Source organism: Parapedobacter defluvii (assembly GCF_014642075.1).
GTDB lineage: Bacteria > Bacteroidota > Bacteroidia > Sphingobacteriales > Sphingobacteriaceae > Parapedobacter > Parapedobacter defluvii.
The window spans coordinates 150,689-164,544 of record NZ_BMIK01000012.1 but is presented as its reverse complement, the minus strand read 5'-3'; the positions used below and the strand labels follow the sequence as shown (position 1 = coordinate 164,544).

General features: G+C 45.6%; 17 protein-coding genes and 1 tRNA gene. 5 read left to right on the top strand and 13 right to left on the bottom strand.

Annotated elements, in window-relative coordinates; translation table 11 throughout:
* Positions 1–46: 46 nt before the first annotated feature.
* Together IEX60_RS16600 and chrA are read left to right on the top strand one after the other, a co-directional pair.
* Positions 47–637, top strand: coding sequence for an FAD-dependent oxidoreductase (locus tag IEX60_RS16600; protein WP_188752529.1), 591 nt, complete (start codon positions 47–49; stop codon positions 635–637).
* Between the two features lie 57 nt (positions 638–694).
* Positions 695–1,783, top strand: a complete 1,089-nt coding sequence (chrA, locus tag IEX60_RS16595) for a chromate efflux transporter (RefSeq protein WP_229717608.1) — start codon at positions 695–697, stop codon at positions 1,781–1,783.
* Between the two features lie 136 nt (positions 1,784–1,919).
* Here the strand turns inward: chrA and IEX60_RS16590 are convergent, their stop codons facing one another.
* Both IEX60_RS16590 and IEX60_RS16585 read right to left on the bottom strand, forming a co-directional pair.
* A complete protein-coding gene (locus IEX60_RS16590; RefSeq protein WP_188752522.1) occupies positions 1,920–2,540 on the bottom strand; it encodes a lactate utilization protein in 621 nt (206 codons plus the stop codon).
* Between the two features lie 22 nt (positions 2,541–2,562).
* On the bottom strand, positions 2,563–2,937 hold the full coding sequence (locus tag IEX60_RS16585) for a DoxX family membrane protein (protein WP_188752521.1): 375 nt from the start codon (positions 2,935–2,937) through the stop codon (positions 2,563–2,565).
* Between the two features lie 86 nt (positions 2,938–3,023).
* On the opposite strand from IEX60_RS16585, the gene IEX60_RS16580 reads away from it, so the two are divergent.
* From IEX60_RS16580 to IEX60_RS16570, 3 genes are all read left to right on the top strand, one after another.
* On the top strand, positions 3,024–3,374 hold the full coding sequence (locus IEX60_RS16580; RefSeq protein ID WP_188752520.1) for a winged helix-turn-helix transcriptional regulator: 351 nt from the start codon (positions 3,024–3,026) through the stop codon (positions 3,372–3,374).
* Between the two features lie 146 nt (positions 3,375–3,520).
* On the top strand, positions 3,521–4,387 hold the full coding sequence (locus tag IEX60_RS16575) for a hypothetical protein (protein WP_188752519.1): 867 nt from the start codon (positions 3,521–3,523) through the stop codon (positions 4,385–4,387).
* Between the two features lie 167 nt (positions 4,388–4,554).
* Complete coding sequence (locus IEX60_RS16570; protein WP_188752518.1) at positions 4,555–5,322, top strand: hypothetical protein; 768 nt, start codon at positions 4,555–4,557, stop codon at positions 5,320–5,322.
* A 76-nt stretch (positions 5,323–5,398) separates the two neighbouring features.
* Here the strand turns inward: IEX60_RS16570 and IEX60_RS16565 are convergent, their stop codons facing one another.
* From IEX60_RS16565 to IEX60_RS16515, 11 genes are all read right to left on the bottom strand, one after another.
* Positions 5,399–5,770 (bottom strand): hypothetical protein, encoded by a 372-nt coding sequence (locus tag IEX60_RS16565; protein WP_188752517.1) that lies wholly within the window; start codon positions 5,768–5,770, stop codon positions 5,399–5,401.
* A 90-nt stretch (positions 5,771–5,860) separates the two neighbouring features.
* Positions 5,861–6,109, bottom strand: coding sequence for a hypothetical protein (locus IEX60_RS16560; RefSeq protein WP_188752516.1), 249 nt, complete (start codon positions 6,107–6,109; stop codon positions 5,861–5,863).
* 190 nt (positions 6,110–6,299) lie between these two features.
* Entirely contained in the window at positions 6,300–6,482 is a 183-nt protein-coding gene (locus IEX60_RS16555) for a hypothetical protein (RefSeq protein WP_188752515.1), read from the bottom strand.
* Positions 6,483–6,796: 314 nt separating this feature from the next.
* Entirely contained in the window at positions 6,797–7,045 is a 249-nt protein-coding gene (locus IEX60_RS24845; protein ID WP_262892327.1) for a winged helix-turn-helix transcriptional regulator, read from the bottom strand.
* Positions 7,046–7,374: 329 nt separating this feature from the next.
* A tRNA-Ala gene (locus IEX60_RS16545) sits at positions 7,375–7,448 on the bottom strand.
* Between the two features lie 154 nt (positions 7,449–7,602).
* Positions 7,603–7,863 carry a transposase gene (locus IEX60_RS16540; RefSeq protein WP_188752514.1) on the bottom strand — a complete coding sequence of 87 codons (261 nt, stop codon included), beginning with the start codon at positions 7,861–7,863 and terminating at the stop codon, positions 7,603–7,605.
* 201 nt (positions 7,864–8,064) lie between these two features.
* The gene (locus IEX60_RS16535; protein ID WP_188752513.1) at positions 8,065–8,718 is read right to left on the bottom strand and encodes a response regulator transcription factor; all 654 of its coding nucleotides are present in this window, start codon (positions 8,716–8,718) and stop codon (positions 8,065–8,067) included.
* Complete coding sequence (locus IEX60_RS16530; RefSeq protein ID WP_188752512.1) at positions 8,699–10,615, bottom strand: sensor histidine kinase; 1,917 nt, start codon at positions 10,613–10,615, stop codon at positions 8,699–8,701. The genes IEX60_RS16535 and IEX60_RS16530 overlap by 20 nt, the downstream gene beginning before the upstream one ends.
* Positions 10,616–11,037: 422 nt before the next feature.
* Complete coding sequence (locus tag IEX60_RS16525; RefSeq protein WP_188752511.1) at positions 11,038–13,173, bottom strand: S9 family peptidase; 2,136 nt, start codon at positions 13,171–13,173, stop codon at positions 11,038–11,040.
* A gap of 46 nt (positions 13,174–13,219) precedes the next feature.
* Entirely contained in the window at positions 13,220–13,618 is a 399-nt protein-coding gene (locus IEX60_RS16520) for a type II toxin-antitoxin system VapC family toxin (RefSeq protein WP_188752510.1), read from the bottom strand.
* Entirely contained in the window at positions 13,615–13,851 is a 237-nt protein-coding gene (locus IEX60_RS16515) for a type II toxin-antitoxin system Phd/YefM family antitoxin (protein ID WP_188752509.1), read from the bottom strand. Before IEX60_RS16515 ends, IEX60_RS16520 begins: the two co-directional genes overlap by 4 nt.
* Between the last annotated feature and the right edge of the window lie 5 nt (positions 13,852–13,856).

Below are 13,856 nucleotides of genomic sequence, written 5' to 3'. Positions count from 1 at the left end.
CTCTTTCATTTCAATAATATTTTGGGCGTAAAACTACAGACAGTCAATCAATCTGGAAATATGTGGTTGGTCGGGCGGATACGCCAAGCAGATAGTCTTTTCACCTGAATTACCGGATGCACTCGAAACCGTTTTATTGAACGTACAAACGTGGATGGCAGGAGCCATTAAATTTACCCTGGAATATGGCTATCCCTTTTGGCGACATGAGGGGTACTCGGGAATGCTGTACAGCCACGCCGGAATCATTATGGAGATGTACGATCATACAAACTTTGAAGAAAATAAATTTGGCTTTACCGGTTTCCTCAGCGGCGGTGCTGCAACCTATCCGCAGCAAGTGCGGAGGGATTGGGTACTTCGCCAATTAAGCGATCTATTGGGCGCACAGGCGTTAAAACCTACTGCTTATTTTGACAAGGTTTGGACGGACGAATTTATATTGGATGGCAACCAGGTGATCCAACGGCCACACCAATACAACGGGCATCCCTTATTACAGGAAAGTTATATGCACGGAAAATTATTCTTTGCTGCAACGGAAACCGCGACCAAATTTCCCGGTTATATGGAGGGTGCAGTTGTTTCTGCATTAAAAGTTGCCGGAAGCTGCCTGTCTTTGCCACCTCATCGTTGACTTGCAGCTTTAAAAGACAGATAAACATCAATTATTGACCAAAGATATGCTTGCAGAATGTCCATAAATACAGCGGAAAATATAGAAGAAAGCCAAACAAAAAAATTAAAAGAAATTGCCGTCTCCTGTTTAAAATTGGGAACAATCGGATTTGGCGGCATTGCAGGCATGGTCTCCACTATCGAAAATGAGATGGTCATCAGGCGTAAATGGATAGATCATCAACACTTCATGGACGTGCTAAGCACTTCCTATATTATCCCTGGCCCAAATGCGGTAGAAGTCGTCATGCATTGCGGAAAGGAACGGGGCGGTCGTTTGGGATTGGTGGTAGCCGGAATCTGTTACCTACTACCGGCCACGCTGATCTGCCTGCTCTTTGGGTATTTCTATAAGCGGTACAGTGCATTACCGGATGTACAGCGTTTTATTTTCGGCGTACGGCCTGCGACCACTGCATTGGTTGTCAGTACGGTATTCAGACTCGCGGGCAGCACTTTGAAGAACAACAAAACACTCATTTTACTCTGTTGTTTGGTATTTGCAGCCGCACTTTACGGGATGAACGAAGTGCTCTTGATCATGGGCGCAGGTGTGGTCAATTATTTCGCCCATTCAGCGAAAGGCAGACTGCCGATAGTTACCGGAATGTTTCTGGCTCCGACATTTTTGGAGATAAACAGCAAATTTTCAAATGGTAAGCTCTTCCTCGTTTTCCTGAAAATCGGTGCAGTTCTGTACGGAAGCGGCTACGTACTTTTTGCTTATATGGACGAGACGCTGATGCGGAATAACCATTGGTTAACCCACCAGCAGTTGATGGATGCCATCGCCGTGGGGCAGATTACTCCGGGTCCCATCTTATCCAGTGCGACCTTCGCGGGGTATCTGATCCAAGGAACGACAGGAGGTATACTGACGACCATTGGCATCTTTCTACCCTCATTTTTCATTTCCTTTTTCCTGCACAGGATACTTTCGTCCGCCCGGAAAAGCCGAAAGCTCAGGCTCTTTTTGGATGGCCTCAGTGCAGCATCCGTTTCCATCATTGCTGTGGTTGGTTTTCATTTGTTTACATCGTCCGTACAGGAATGGCGGGGAGCGGTAATTCTGGTATTATGCCTTGGCCTAACTTTTTTTTTATAAAAGGTTGAATACGGTTGTAGTCCTATTGATTGGCAGCGCAGGCGGATTTCTGCTGCTCAGCATGACTTCACTGATCCGTTAAGTAATAGCGTGGCACACATATTACCCGGGGTATACCCCCAAGTAATATATCTCTTTAGAAGCCTAATTTCTCTTTCACGAAAAATACATATACTTTTCGGCCCATCTGCAGTTCCTTATAAAAAATAAGTTCCTTCCCGAATGTGCTTCCCGGATAGCCAACACTTTTCATACGCTCGTCTTCAAGAGGAAACACATATGCGGTAACACGGTTGCGGGCGTCTTCAAGAGTAGCTGCAATTTTTTGAGTGCCTACTACAAGAATTACATTTTGGGAAGTATAAACAAGGTGTGCCAACTGGCTGCCCGAAGCAGATGCAATGACCAGTTCCCCGGTCTCCGAAACGGCATGTACGCTCCCCAGATAAAAATCGGAAACAACGGAATACTTCCGTAATTCCTGTTGCTTTGTCCCGTCTTTTTCCACAAGGATTTCTTCATGCAGGTTCCGCCACCCGTGTTCACCTTTCTTTAAATAATCCACAAATCCGATTTCCTCCAGGGTACGGGATGATCCGTTCATCACCGTGGCATCCGAAGGAATCAATTCCTTGATATGATTAAAAACTGCCTCTTTCGTTTCAAAGACTTCCGTTAAAAAGCCATTTTCTTTGAGCGCTTTTTCAGCGGTGTTTACGCGCTCATCCGAGGCCAATTCATTATATATCGTTACCATTTTAACTATTTTTTAATGCTAATTATTTTAAAATCGGTGAATACTTTTCCCTGTTCTCGATGATTACCCAGCTGTTGATAGCGAACAAAATCAACCCCATGCTAATGCCGGCAATATCAAAGGTTAGGTGATGGACGACAATCCCTATCAGAACAGGTAATATGACCAGTGCGCCCAATGCCCGGGTTTTGGGAATGGCGACCAGAAAGCCTCCAATAATTTCAACAATGGCGACCAATGGCATCAGCCATTTAAGCGTTACCATGGCTCCAAAGATTTTCATCTGTTCTTCAGATGGCGGTGGTGCAGGCATGTAATTGAAAAATTTGTTGAGACCTGCATTGATCATCATGAGGCCAAATAGGATACATAAAACTGAAAGGATCTTTTGTTTCATTTTTTTACATTTTTGTATGGATGCAAAATTATCGTATTTTTGATTTCTTATTGTAATCAGTTACCTTTTGGTAATCAAAAAAGAAAATGAAAAAGAAAACGCATACCGAATGTTTGTCGGCATTAATACCTGTAAGGGATACCCTGGATATGATTGGCGGCAAGTGGAAAATTCTGATTTTGATTTCCCTTTGGGAGGGAAATAAGCATTTCAGGGAAATAGAACGGAGCATCCCAAAACTCTCAACCAAAGTTTTGGCAAAGGAACTGAAGGACATGGAGGAAAACAAGTTGATAACCCGGACAGTCGTCAATGGCTTCCCTGTCCGCACAGAATATACCCCAACCGAATATTCCAAAACCTTGCAAAAAGTGATTAAGGAATTGCAAAATTGGGGCGTAAAACATCGCCAAGAGGTTTTCGGAAAGACGAAGTAATCAATAAATCAACCCATTTATGCCCGCAGGTACAGACAGGCACTGGCGTTTAGGATTTGGGCACTCCAATTATTCCAGCTGAATTTGGTATTATAAACATAAAATCAATATATTCGCCTATAATTAACCACTTCATCACCTATACTATGATAGAAAACATAAAATATCTACCACGTAAGACCATCATCCAGCTTTTTAACGAAGTATTCGATCAATTGCCAGAGATCTTGGCAGATGTCGCTCCGGATGGTTGGGAATCTAGCGCTTATTACCCCTTGTTCCACTTTAGTCCCGAAGAAGAGGGGTTAAAAGCCCTTCTCAATGAATTGACGAAAGTACAATATCGGCAACGTTTTGGGGTGTTGACACATCAAGACACCCATATCGTAGATTTTGAATCGCTAACTAAAAATTTCAAGTTTACCTACCGACCCCAACCATTCGATCCGGAACAGGAGTTATGTAGTTTGTTTGTTGATGCACTCTCCTGCATGTGTCATGACGGAAAATTTTACCATAAAGATTCAGATTTTTTCTATGAAGTCAATCCACCGGTAGTCCAAAAAGCCGCGGAAATTGTCGCACGGGATAAAGGAATCGTCACCGAAAAGCCGTATCAATTACCCTTTATACCTTGGGAAAAGCGCATACTGATTCACGAAGCTAATCTTATGCCACTTATGCGTCATCTCTTCAAAGCTTTGCCCGCCACCGACTTTACATGGGAATACTTAGATTATGAGGCATTTGATTTCATCGAGTACTGCAACACCTACCAGTCAGGCAATCAAGAACAACGAGAGCCCTATTATGCAAGTAAACGTGACCGGGAACTTGGCATTACGAGTATACCAAATCTGGATGATTATTTCAAACAGGTAGAGAAGGAACTGCCCAGTGATGCGGTGGTGGCCTATTCGGATACGTTCGGCAAATGGCCTGAAGGCTTTCCACCAGCCAAAGATCATTATTTGAGATGGTATAAAAAGTTCAAACGCATTCAACCGGACTAAAGCGTGCGGCAACCCCGCGTTCCCTGCTTTCCATCGTATGTATATATCCATATTATATCCAGTATATAGCAACCTCAATTGCTAAATATATACTGGCGATATACTGGATAACGATTGGATAAACAGTGACTATTAAATACCTTTGTAGGGAACCGACATTGGCAAACATGGCATATCAAAAGGGGGACATCAAGTTGGAGGGTCAGCTCGGAGACTTGACTTTCTACAAACGAAACGGTGCGCACCTGGCACGCGCAAAAAGAGGAGTCAGTGCCACACGTATTGCGAAAGACCCGAAATTTGCCCGAACGCGGGAAAACAATACAGAATTCGGGCGAGCTTCCGCAATCGGGAAACTAATCCGGCAGTCGTTGCATCCAATACTTCCGCTCTTCCATGAAGGCACCATGCAGACGCGCCTCAACAAACGCATCCTTCAGGTCATCAAGAATGACGGCGTAAACCCCCGGGGCCAGCGTGATCTGCTGGCCGAAAACCTCCACCTCTTAACCGGCTTCAGCTTCAACAAGGATTCCGCATGGAAAGATGTTTACTATGCACCGACCCTGTGTCAGTTAAACACCAGTACGGGCAAGCTACAACTCTTCCTCCCCTCCTATTGGGGGCCGTCCGTTCTGAATCCACCGAAACCAGACGGCGATGGCAGGATTTCAGGGGCTCGGTTTACTGTCGCAGCGATATCCCTGGATCTAGAAGCTGAGATCCGCTCCTCCGTTTATGAACATTCACCCATATTGCCAACCGCAGGCACCTTGCCCGACCAGCTGTTCGAACTCGATATCGAACGACCTGATTTGCCGTTGATCGCCCTCACCGGGCTCGTCTTTTTTCGGAGCGTAGGCGAATACGACGTGCCGGTCGAGAAGCCGATGCAGAACGCGCTTGACATCATCGATGTGTTTTGTTCTGTCTAATAGCTTGATTTCATGGCGTAACGCTTCGGAAAATCCAACCGGATTTCCAGGCATGTGAAATTGTCTTAAAAAATCGCTACCTCCGGCTGCGGTGTCTGTATTTTTCCAACAGTCTCTGAGTAATCGTGTTGTCCATTTGCCAATTTTCTCCCGGGCCCCATTCAACGACTCCGTCGTCAACGAAATAAACCCATATCGGCCTGTCCACCCGTTTTTCCGTGTACCGGTCAAATTCCAAACGCAAGTATTCATAAACTTCGATGTTCCCTTCAGCGGAACGTTGAGACGCCACCACAAGATTGGGTTTTCCAATCCGTTTGACAACCTCTTCTTTCTGCATACCCAAACTGATCAGGCTCATGTCGGCATTGATCAGCTGATACCTCGTCGCGGTACACGAGCCCAATATTGCAATCATAATGCCAAGGATAACGATAGGTGCTTTCATGACTGTATGTATTTTGATTGTCTAATTTAGACCGAAGGATAGGATCGAAGATTAACCTTCGGAAGTAATGTTATGGTTACAATATTTGTTTCATTCCTTTCCGCCCCCTACAATGGCATCTCTCAATTGGATTTCCGCTGAATCGCCATCCGTTGCATTCAGAAATACAGCACCCCTGACGATAACCGGATCCTCGGAGAACTGGCGCTTACTGCCATCCGCGAGGAATACCTGTACCATTGGGGGGATACCGTTCTGCCCACAGAACATGCACTGGTAGACGGGAAGCACCGACAGGAGGAAAGTACGGTGATGGCGTATGGGCTCTATGGGCACCATGTACCCCCTGATTGTAACGGTTTTTCCGTCGAGCCGCTTAAGACCTTTTGGAAAATAGGGCGTATACCTTACCTACTGTTTATCTGGGACAGTCCCCTTATCCAAAAACTCTTTATTGCACTGCCCAAGGCTTCCATGTTGGAAGCCGACATCTGGAACATCCCGTCCATCACGTCTATGGCAAGTTTGTTTACTTACGGACCTGTTTGTGCGGGCTTATTGTTGGTCCCTGCCGTGATATATCCAACTGTTCATGCTGCGCTAGACTGCCTTTTTTCCGGGTATTGTAATAGGCAATAATCTCTTTCAGGTTGTGCTCAAATGCGAACTGTTTATCGGATCCCCCGTTCGCCTCACTGCCTGAAGAAGGCACCAGAGATTTCTGCTTCCTGTAAAGTAGGGTTAAAAAAAACTCTTCGTTTTCGGAGGAATTGCAATCGTCTGGCCCATCAGCGGGGAATTATGGCTATAATTCTATGTTTCGCCGCTCGCAAATCTGGCAATCCAGAAACAGCACGGATCTCTTCTGGTAAAACTGTGCCTGCTGGAGTCGGTAATCAAATGCATGTTTTCAGGTAGTTCCTCAATTTCGTAGCAGGATTCACACCATTTGATTTCAAATAATTCGTTGCTTCTTCCGCATTGGAAATGGCAAGCTGCAGCCAAACGGGTTTGGGATTATTGAAATCAGAGGGCTTTATGCTTTTTGCCCCACTTTTCGGGTTCTTTGATAATCGGTTTCAATTCATGCCCAATCGGTGTCAGTTCGTATTCTACCCGCGATGGAACTTCTGCATAAACCGTCCGTTTGACGATCTTATTTTCTTCCAATTTTCGCAATTGTAACGTGAGCATTCGCTCGGTTATATTAAGTAAACATCTTTTCAATTCGCCAAACCGTAATTTTCCGCTAATCAGCGCATAACAGATAGGCAAGGACTATTGACCGCCAATCAGATTGCGAGCATACACCTCTAAGCATTCTTTGGATAGTACCTGTTTGTTGGCAAAATTCGTTGACGTTTCTTTTATTTTTGACATTTTTGTTTTTGGACACAGGCTTCTTTTCGCTTTCTTCTTCTTTCGTAACCGGCTCATGGAGATAACCGGAATTTATACGTTAAAGATACAAGATTTTATAAGACTCTTATCGCAAGGAAACACTTTTGCACCTTTGAATCGACTAAAAATACACAAAATTAAATGCTGGAGGGTACTGAGAAAAAAAGGCACCTATGATGTTTCATAAGTACCTGATAATCAAGTGGAGGATACCGGATTCGAACCGGTGACCTCTTGCATGCCATGCAAGCGCTCTAGCCAGCTGAGCTAAACCCCCTTGTTTTTTCTGTGATCTAACTCACCGCTGACCTTCCCGCCCCTGTCGGGACGCACTGGCCAACTGAGCTAAACCCCCGTTTTACGGATTGCAAACATAGAGAAATTTGACTTCACTTGCAAGCGGCAAGATAAAATTTCAATTCATTGATAAATTAGGATAGCAACAGCTTGGCAATGATGCTTGTATTTGATTCCAATGCCGACCGTTGTTGTTTAAGGCGCAGATTTTCCGCTTCCTGTTTGTTCAACAAATTCTGCTCCGACTCCCGGATGCTGAGATACTTTTTTTTCCATAGGTAAAACGTACTCCGGTGTACGCCCAGTTCCCTACAAATCTCACTTACCCGTTTTCCGCATTCAGATGCTTTAATGGCACTAATCATCGCGGCTTCATTCACTTTAGTTTTATTCATGGTAGCGTATCCGTTAACTGTTAATCACTAAAATATACGCCTCAATAGGCCAAGTCCTCAACCGACTTCATCGCAAGCATTGAATAATAATCTTTGCCGCCATAGGTAGCGAGGGCCGTCACGATACAAGAAGTTCGTTTACTACAAAGAGACGCAAAAAACAGCTTCTGGTCAATACCTATTTTAGTGTATTTTCTGCCGTCAGATATCTAAGTGTTGCTGCGCGAAGAGTAGTAGGCCATTATTTCCTTTGATATCCAGCTTGGTACAGATGTTTCTTCGGTGTGTTTCGATGGTAAATGGGCTGACAAAAAGCAGCTCAGCGATCTCCTGCGTAGTTTTATTCTGCCTTACTAACCGGATAATTTCTACTTCCCGCTTGGTGAGGTTATATTTTTGCCGAATACTTTTCTGCCCGCTGTCGTCGTCCTTCATCTGTCGGTTGGGATCGATCGAGAAATAATGGCCACCCCCGTGGATTTTTTCGATAGCCTGGATCAGCACCGTTGCATCTGAATCTTTCGGTATAAAGCCGGCTACGCCCATTGTCTCCAGGGATGCTTGCAGCGACGTCGTATAGTACATGGAAACCACCAGGATTTTTAAACCAGGGTGCATAGACAGGGCTTTGGCTGCAGCCTGTTGTCCATCAATGCGCGGCATGTTCAGGTCCATAATCACTACATCGGGCGTATGGTGCTGTAACAGTTGCAGGGCTTCCCGCCCATCACGCGCAGTACGCCACACCGAGAAATGCGTGTGTTTATCCAGGATGGAACGTAAGCCATCGATAAAGAGCTGATGGTCATCTACCAACAACAGGCTTATTTTTGGTTCAGCATGATTGATTTCCATGATTTTGCAGGGGTATCTCTAGGGTAATGGTGGTTCCGTTTTTATTGGAGTCGATCGTATAGCGGCCTCCGAGATACTGAACGCGCGAATACACGTTTTTCAGTCCGATGCCTCCAGCAGTTTCGCTGCCTTCAAATCCGATTCCATTGTCTTCTACGGTAATGACCAGTTCGTCTGCCGATTCCACCAGTTGAACGGTGGCTTGTGTCGCACAGGAATGCTTCACCACGTTATTAATAAGCTCATTGACGATGCGATAAATGGACAACTCGACTTCAGGATCCAAACGTATTGTATATTGATAAACGAAATCGAAATTAACAACACTGACCCGATTTAAGATAGAAAGTCGCTCTTGAATGGTGCCGATAAGGCCATTTTCCAGGAAAAATTTAGGCTTGAGACTATGCGATATCTCGCGGAGGTCGTCGCACGCCCGGGTAATCAACCGGATTGTTTCCTCGTATGCCTCGCGCTCATTCGATTGCAAACCGTTGATTTTCTGCTGAAAATCAGTCACTTTGAGCCGGATAACCGAAAGCGTACCTCCTAAATCATCGTGCAGATCTTTCGCCAGTCGATCCCGCTCATCTTCCTGTGCCTGGAATACCTGCCGAACAGACTGCATCTTGATACGGTCGTTTTCTTTCTTGAGTTGTGCCTTTTCACGCTTCAGAAAATTATAACGCTGGGTGAGCGCAAAAGAAAGGATGATCACCTCTGCAGCAAACCCAACGGTAATCCCGTTGGGTTTGAGCAACTGTGCCCCCACTACCCCCATAACCTGCAGAATGTAGTTAGCTGCACCGACAATCAGTAGTAAAACTGCCAGCAAGTAGTAGTAGCCAAGTATGAAACCGCCCCGGATGCGCTCGATAACACAAACCACAATGACCACTAACGAAAACATCACCAATAAGTTGACGGAAAAGAAAAATGTCCGTTCGAGCTGCATATTAATGGGAAACAGCATCGCAAAAACAGGAACCATCCCTACTGTCCAAATAAAATACTTGTAAAAATTAGTCAGGTGGTACAACCTGCTATTCCCCGCATGCTGATTGGTAAACAGTTGCATTACCTGGATAAGCAGGCCACAGCCCAGTATACCGCTGACATATTTGACGTAATCGTGAAACCGCCCCAAATTTGGAAACAGCCACTCTTTGGTCAATCCCACTTCGTCAAGTACCAGGATTACGGAAATAAAGATATACAGCGAATAATACAGGTGGATGCGATCCCCTACAGATAGGTACATAAGGATATTAAACAATAGGGCAAAGGCAAATATTCCGGCATAAAATCCAAATGCTGCATAGATCGGAATATCCTCCTGCAAAATCGCCTCCGGTTTACCCAATTTGGCCTTGAATGCAAAATTCTGGCCACGTTTGTCAATCTTCAACAGCAATGTGGTGGTTTCATGGCCAGTTAACCGGATTGGAAACATAAAATCCCGAATGGGCCATGGGCGTTCGGCAAACGGCAGCCGGTCGCCGGTCGTGCTTATCAGGTCAGGCACATCATCGCCCCCATGGCATCGATAAAGCTCCATCCGGTTAATGCTCGGAATGGGTATCGACAGAAATAAATCCGTAGGATCCGGAAGGGTATTTTCAAGTTTGATGATCACCCAATGATACAAATCCGTATACCCTAAACTGACATATTCATCGCCATTAATATCCATAAACCGCCCCTGATTTGCAAAGCTTAATACCGCTTCAGGAGTTGCGTTCAGCGTACTGTCTATATAATAGTTTACATAACCATTGAGACGGTAAGTAGCTGCCGAATCGATCAGCACCGGCTTGATCTCGCCTGCACGGGCCTCCGAGGCCGCACAGATACATACGGTCAACAGGAACAAATAATAATTTATCTTCCTACGCATTAGCAGCTAAAATAATGTACAAACTCACAATCCCAAAATTACAATTGCTATTCGTCGGATTAAATACCGAACGTCAGGTAATTTTTAAGCCAATGCGGGAGCAATCGACAATTGCATACTGATCGACCGAAACACACTGACACGCGATATACTACCGATCCCCCGAAGCGGCGGGTAACGATTATATACCATCCATCACGGAATTATCCGATGGAAAATTCCCGCCCGATGACATGGAATTAACCCCCGCTGCCTTGTTCATCCGTTCGCTGACCGTCGCCACGCACCGCAAAAACATCCTACGTAAAATACAGGCGTGTAGCTTGATCAAACTGATCTCGTTGTCGAATCGATCTCGTTGTCAAACCGATCTCGTTGGCAGTTGAAAAAAAGGTGGATTTAAAAAACACTTATTTAATTAGCTACCTCAGCCCCGCCGGCACCGGTTTCTCCAACAGGTACTGATAGTAAAATCGGTACCGTTCCCTGCGGTCATAAGCCGACTTTTCACGCGAAAAACCATGCCGGCTCCCGGGATAGATCATCAGCTCAAACGGCCGGTCGCGGTTAGTCAGTGCATCCACAAGTTGGGTCGTATTTTGAAGGTGTACATTATCGTCAATATCACCGTGCATGATGCGCAGTACCCCTTTGTAGTTATCTACATAAGTCAAAATGGATCCTTTCTTATATCCTTCCGGATTGTCTTGTGGGGTATCCATGTACCGCTCCGTGTAATGGGTATCGTACAATTCCCAACTGGTTACGGGCGCACCGGCAATGCCAAAGTCAAAGTAATCGGCTCCCTTGGTCAGCGCCAGGCAGGTCATGTACCCACCGTAGCTATGACCGGTGATCAACAACTTATGCGGATCTACCCACGGCTTGCTTTTAAGCCACTTGGCAGCAGTGATGTAGTCAATCATCTCCCAATGACCCAAGTTGCGGTGCATCAAGGCTACGCCTTCTTTGCCGAAATGACCGGACGCACGGTGGTCCACACTGATCTGGATAATCCCCTCGTTGGCCCAATGCTGGTTAGCTGTGCCTTTCCAGGTATTGCTCACGGTACCCGCATCGGGACCGCCGTAAATACTGAAAATGACAGGATAGGGATGTTGCTCGTTAAAATCGGTAGGCCACGTGATGACAGCAGGCAGTTGGTATCCATCCGGCGTAGGGATGGTGATCATTTCTGTCTTCGCGAAAAGATAGCTATCAAAATCAGCTGCTTTGCTGTCGGCTAGTTCTTTTATAAACTTGCCTTTGTTATCCAGCAATGCGATCTTGGGTGGTGTGCTTACATTGGAATAGGTCGTGATGAAATGCTTGCCATCAGGCGCTACTGTTACCTGATGGGTATAGTCGCCGAAGGTAAGCCGTTTCAGGTTTTTCCCGTCGTAATCTACCCGGTATAAGTCTACGGTCGTAGAATGTTCCTTGCGTGCGGTAAAATAAACGACCTTGTTTTTTTCATCCACCAACTCCAGCGAAGAAACCTGCCACTTCCCCGAGGTGATCGGATTGATCAATGTACCATCCAGCGTGTATAAATAGTAATGCGCCCAACCGGTTTTATCGCTCTTCAGTATGTAATGTTTATTGTCTTGAAGGTAAGTGATCCGCTCTTCGTGACTCAGGTCGATCCAGGAATCCTGATGCTCATGATAAATTTCCCGTTTGTTTCCGGTGGCAGGATCTACCTGATAGAATTTCAGATCGGTCTGGTCGCGGTTCATCCACTGAACCATCAGGTTTCCACTATTGTAACTCCAATACGGTTGCCCGAAATACTGATCGGCTTTTTCATCGAAGTCGGCCCAAACCACCTTTCCCCCTTCCACCGGTACAAACCCTACCCGTACCTCGGGATTCGGGTCACCTGCTTTCGGATAGCGGGTTTGCTCCAGGAAGCCATGCTGCCCCGTGGCGTTATAGATCGGAAACATCGGCACACGCGTGTCGTTAAACCGCATAAATGCCAGGGATTTACTATCGGGTGCCCACCAAAACGCCCGGTATTGGGAAGCACGCCCCAAAATTTCCTCAAAATATACCCACGAAGCCCAACCGTTGTATATAACGTCGGTTGCGTCTGAAGTATACCGGATTTCACGGCCATCCGTTACGGATACCGCATATAGGTCGTTGCTGCGCGTAAATGCAACATACCGGTTGTCCGGTGATAACGTAGGATTCTTTTCCGCTGTTTCGGGCGAGTGGGTTAATTGCTTGGGTGCCCCTACCCCGTGCCGGATAAAAATATCGTTGTCCTGCATAAACACCTCCACGTCACTGGTCGGCGGTGGTGTATACCGTCTGCGCTCGCCGGTTTTAACATGTACCTGAAATACCTGACCGTTTTGTGCATCGTATTCAATGTAATGTTGGGCATCTGCCCAACCACTGACCGTGTTGATGGACTTGGTAAGTGAAGGCTTGAGACCGAGCGACTGCTCCAGATCCAACCGTTTGGTTTGGGCCGACACTAAATTTCCCAACAGCAGAAACACGCCGACCGCAAGATGTAGTTTATTTACAAGAGATAGTTTATTCATATGTGTAAATTGGTTGCGCATTATCATCGGAGCCTTATCTTACCTATTACCATAATACCGTTAACCCCACGGATTGATACTTAGCCACATTCTTATCCGCACTGATAAAAACCATCTTCTGTTGGATGGCTTGCCAGATTAACATACGATCAAAAGGATCCCGATGCCAATCGGCCTGTAATAAATGATAGGTTGAGGCTTCTGCGGAATCCAAGGGAAGAATATCGAAGCCCACTTCCTTTGCCAACGACGGAAACTCAATGGGTTCCACCCCGTTTAGTTGCAATTTTCCCAATGCATATTTAAGCGCTATCTCCCAAAAACTGATAGAACTAATAAATATGGATTGATGAGGGTCCTCCAGGATATCCGAAACGTTGGTGGGTAACTTTACAGGATCAATAACAGACCAAATAAATGTATGGGAATCCAGCAGATAAGTCATAAGGCAAGAAACTCTTCAGTAGTCATCTGAAAATCTGGGCTAAAAGAGGCTGATGCCTTTCCTTTCAGTATACCCAACTTGCGCTTTTTACTTGCTTTAGCAGATTTAGGCACAAAATATCCAATGATTTCCTTCGACTTACCATACGTGACGGCAATCTCACCACCCGACTTTATTTGTTCAAGCACTTCAGAAAAATGCGTTTTAAACTCACCAACCGTCATTGTTTTCATGGCGA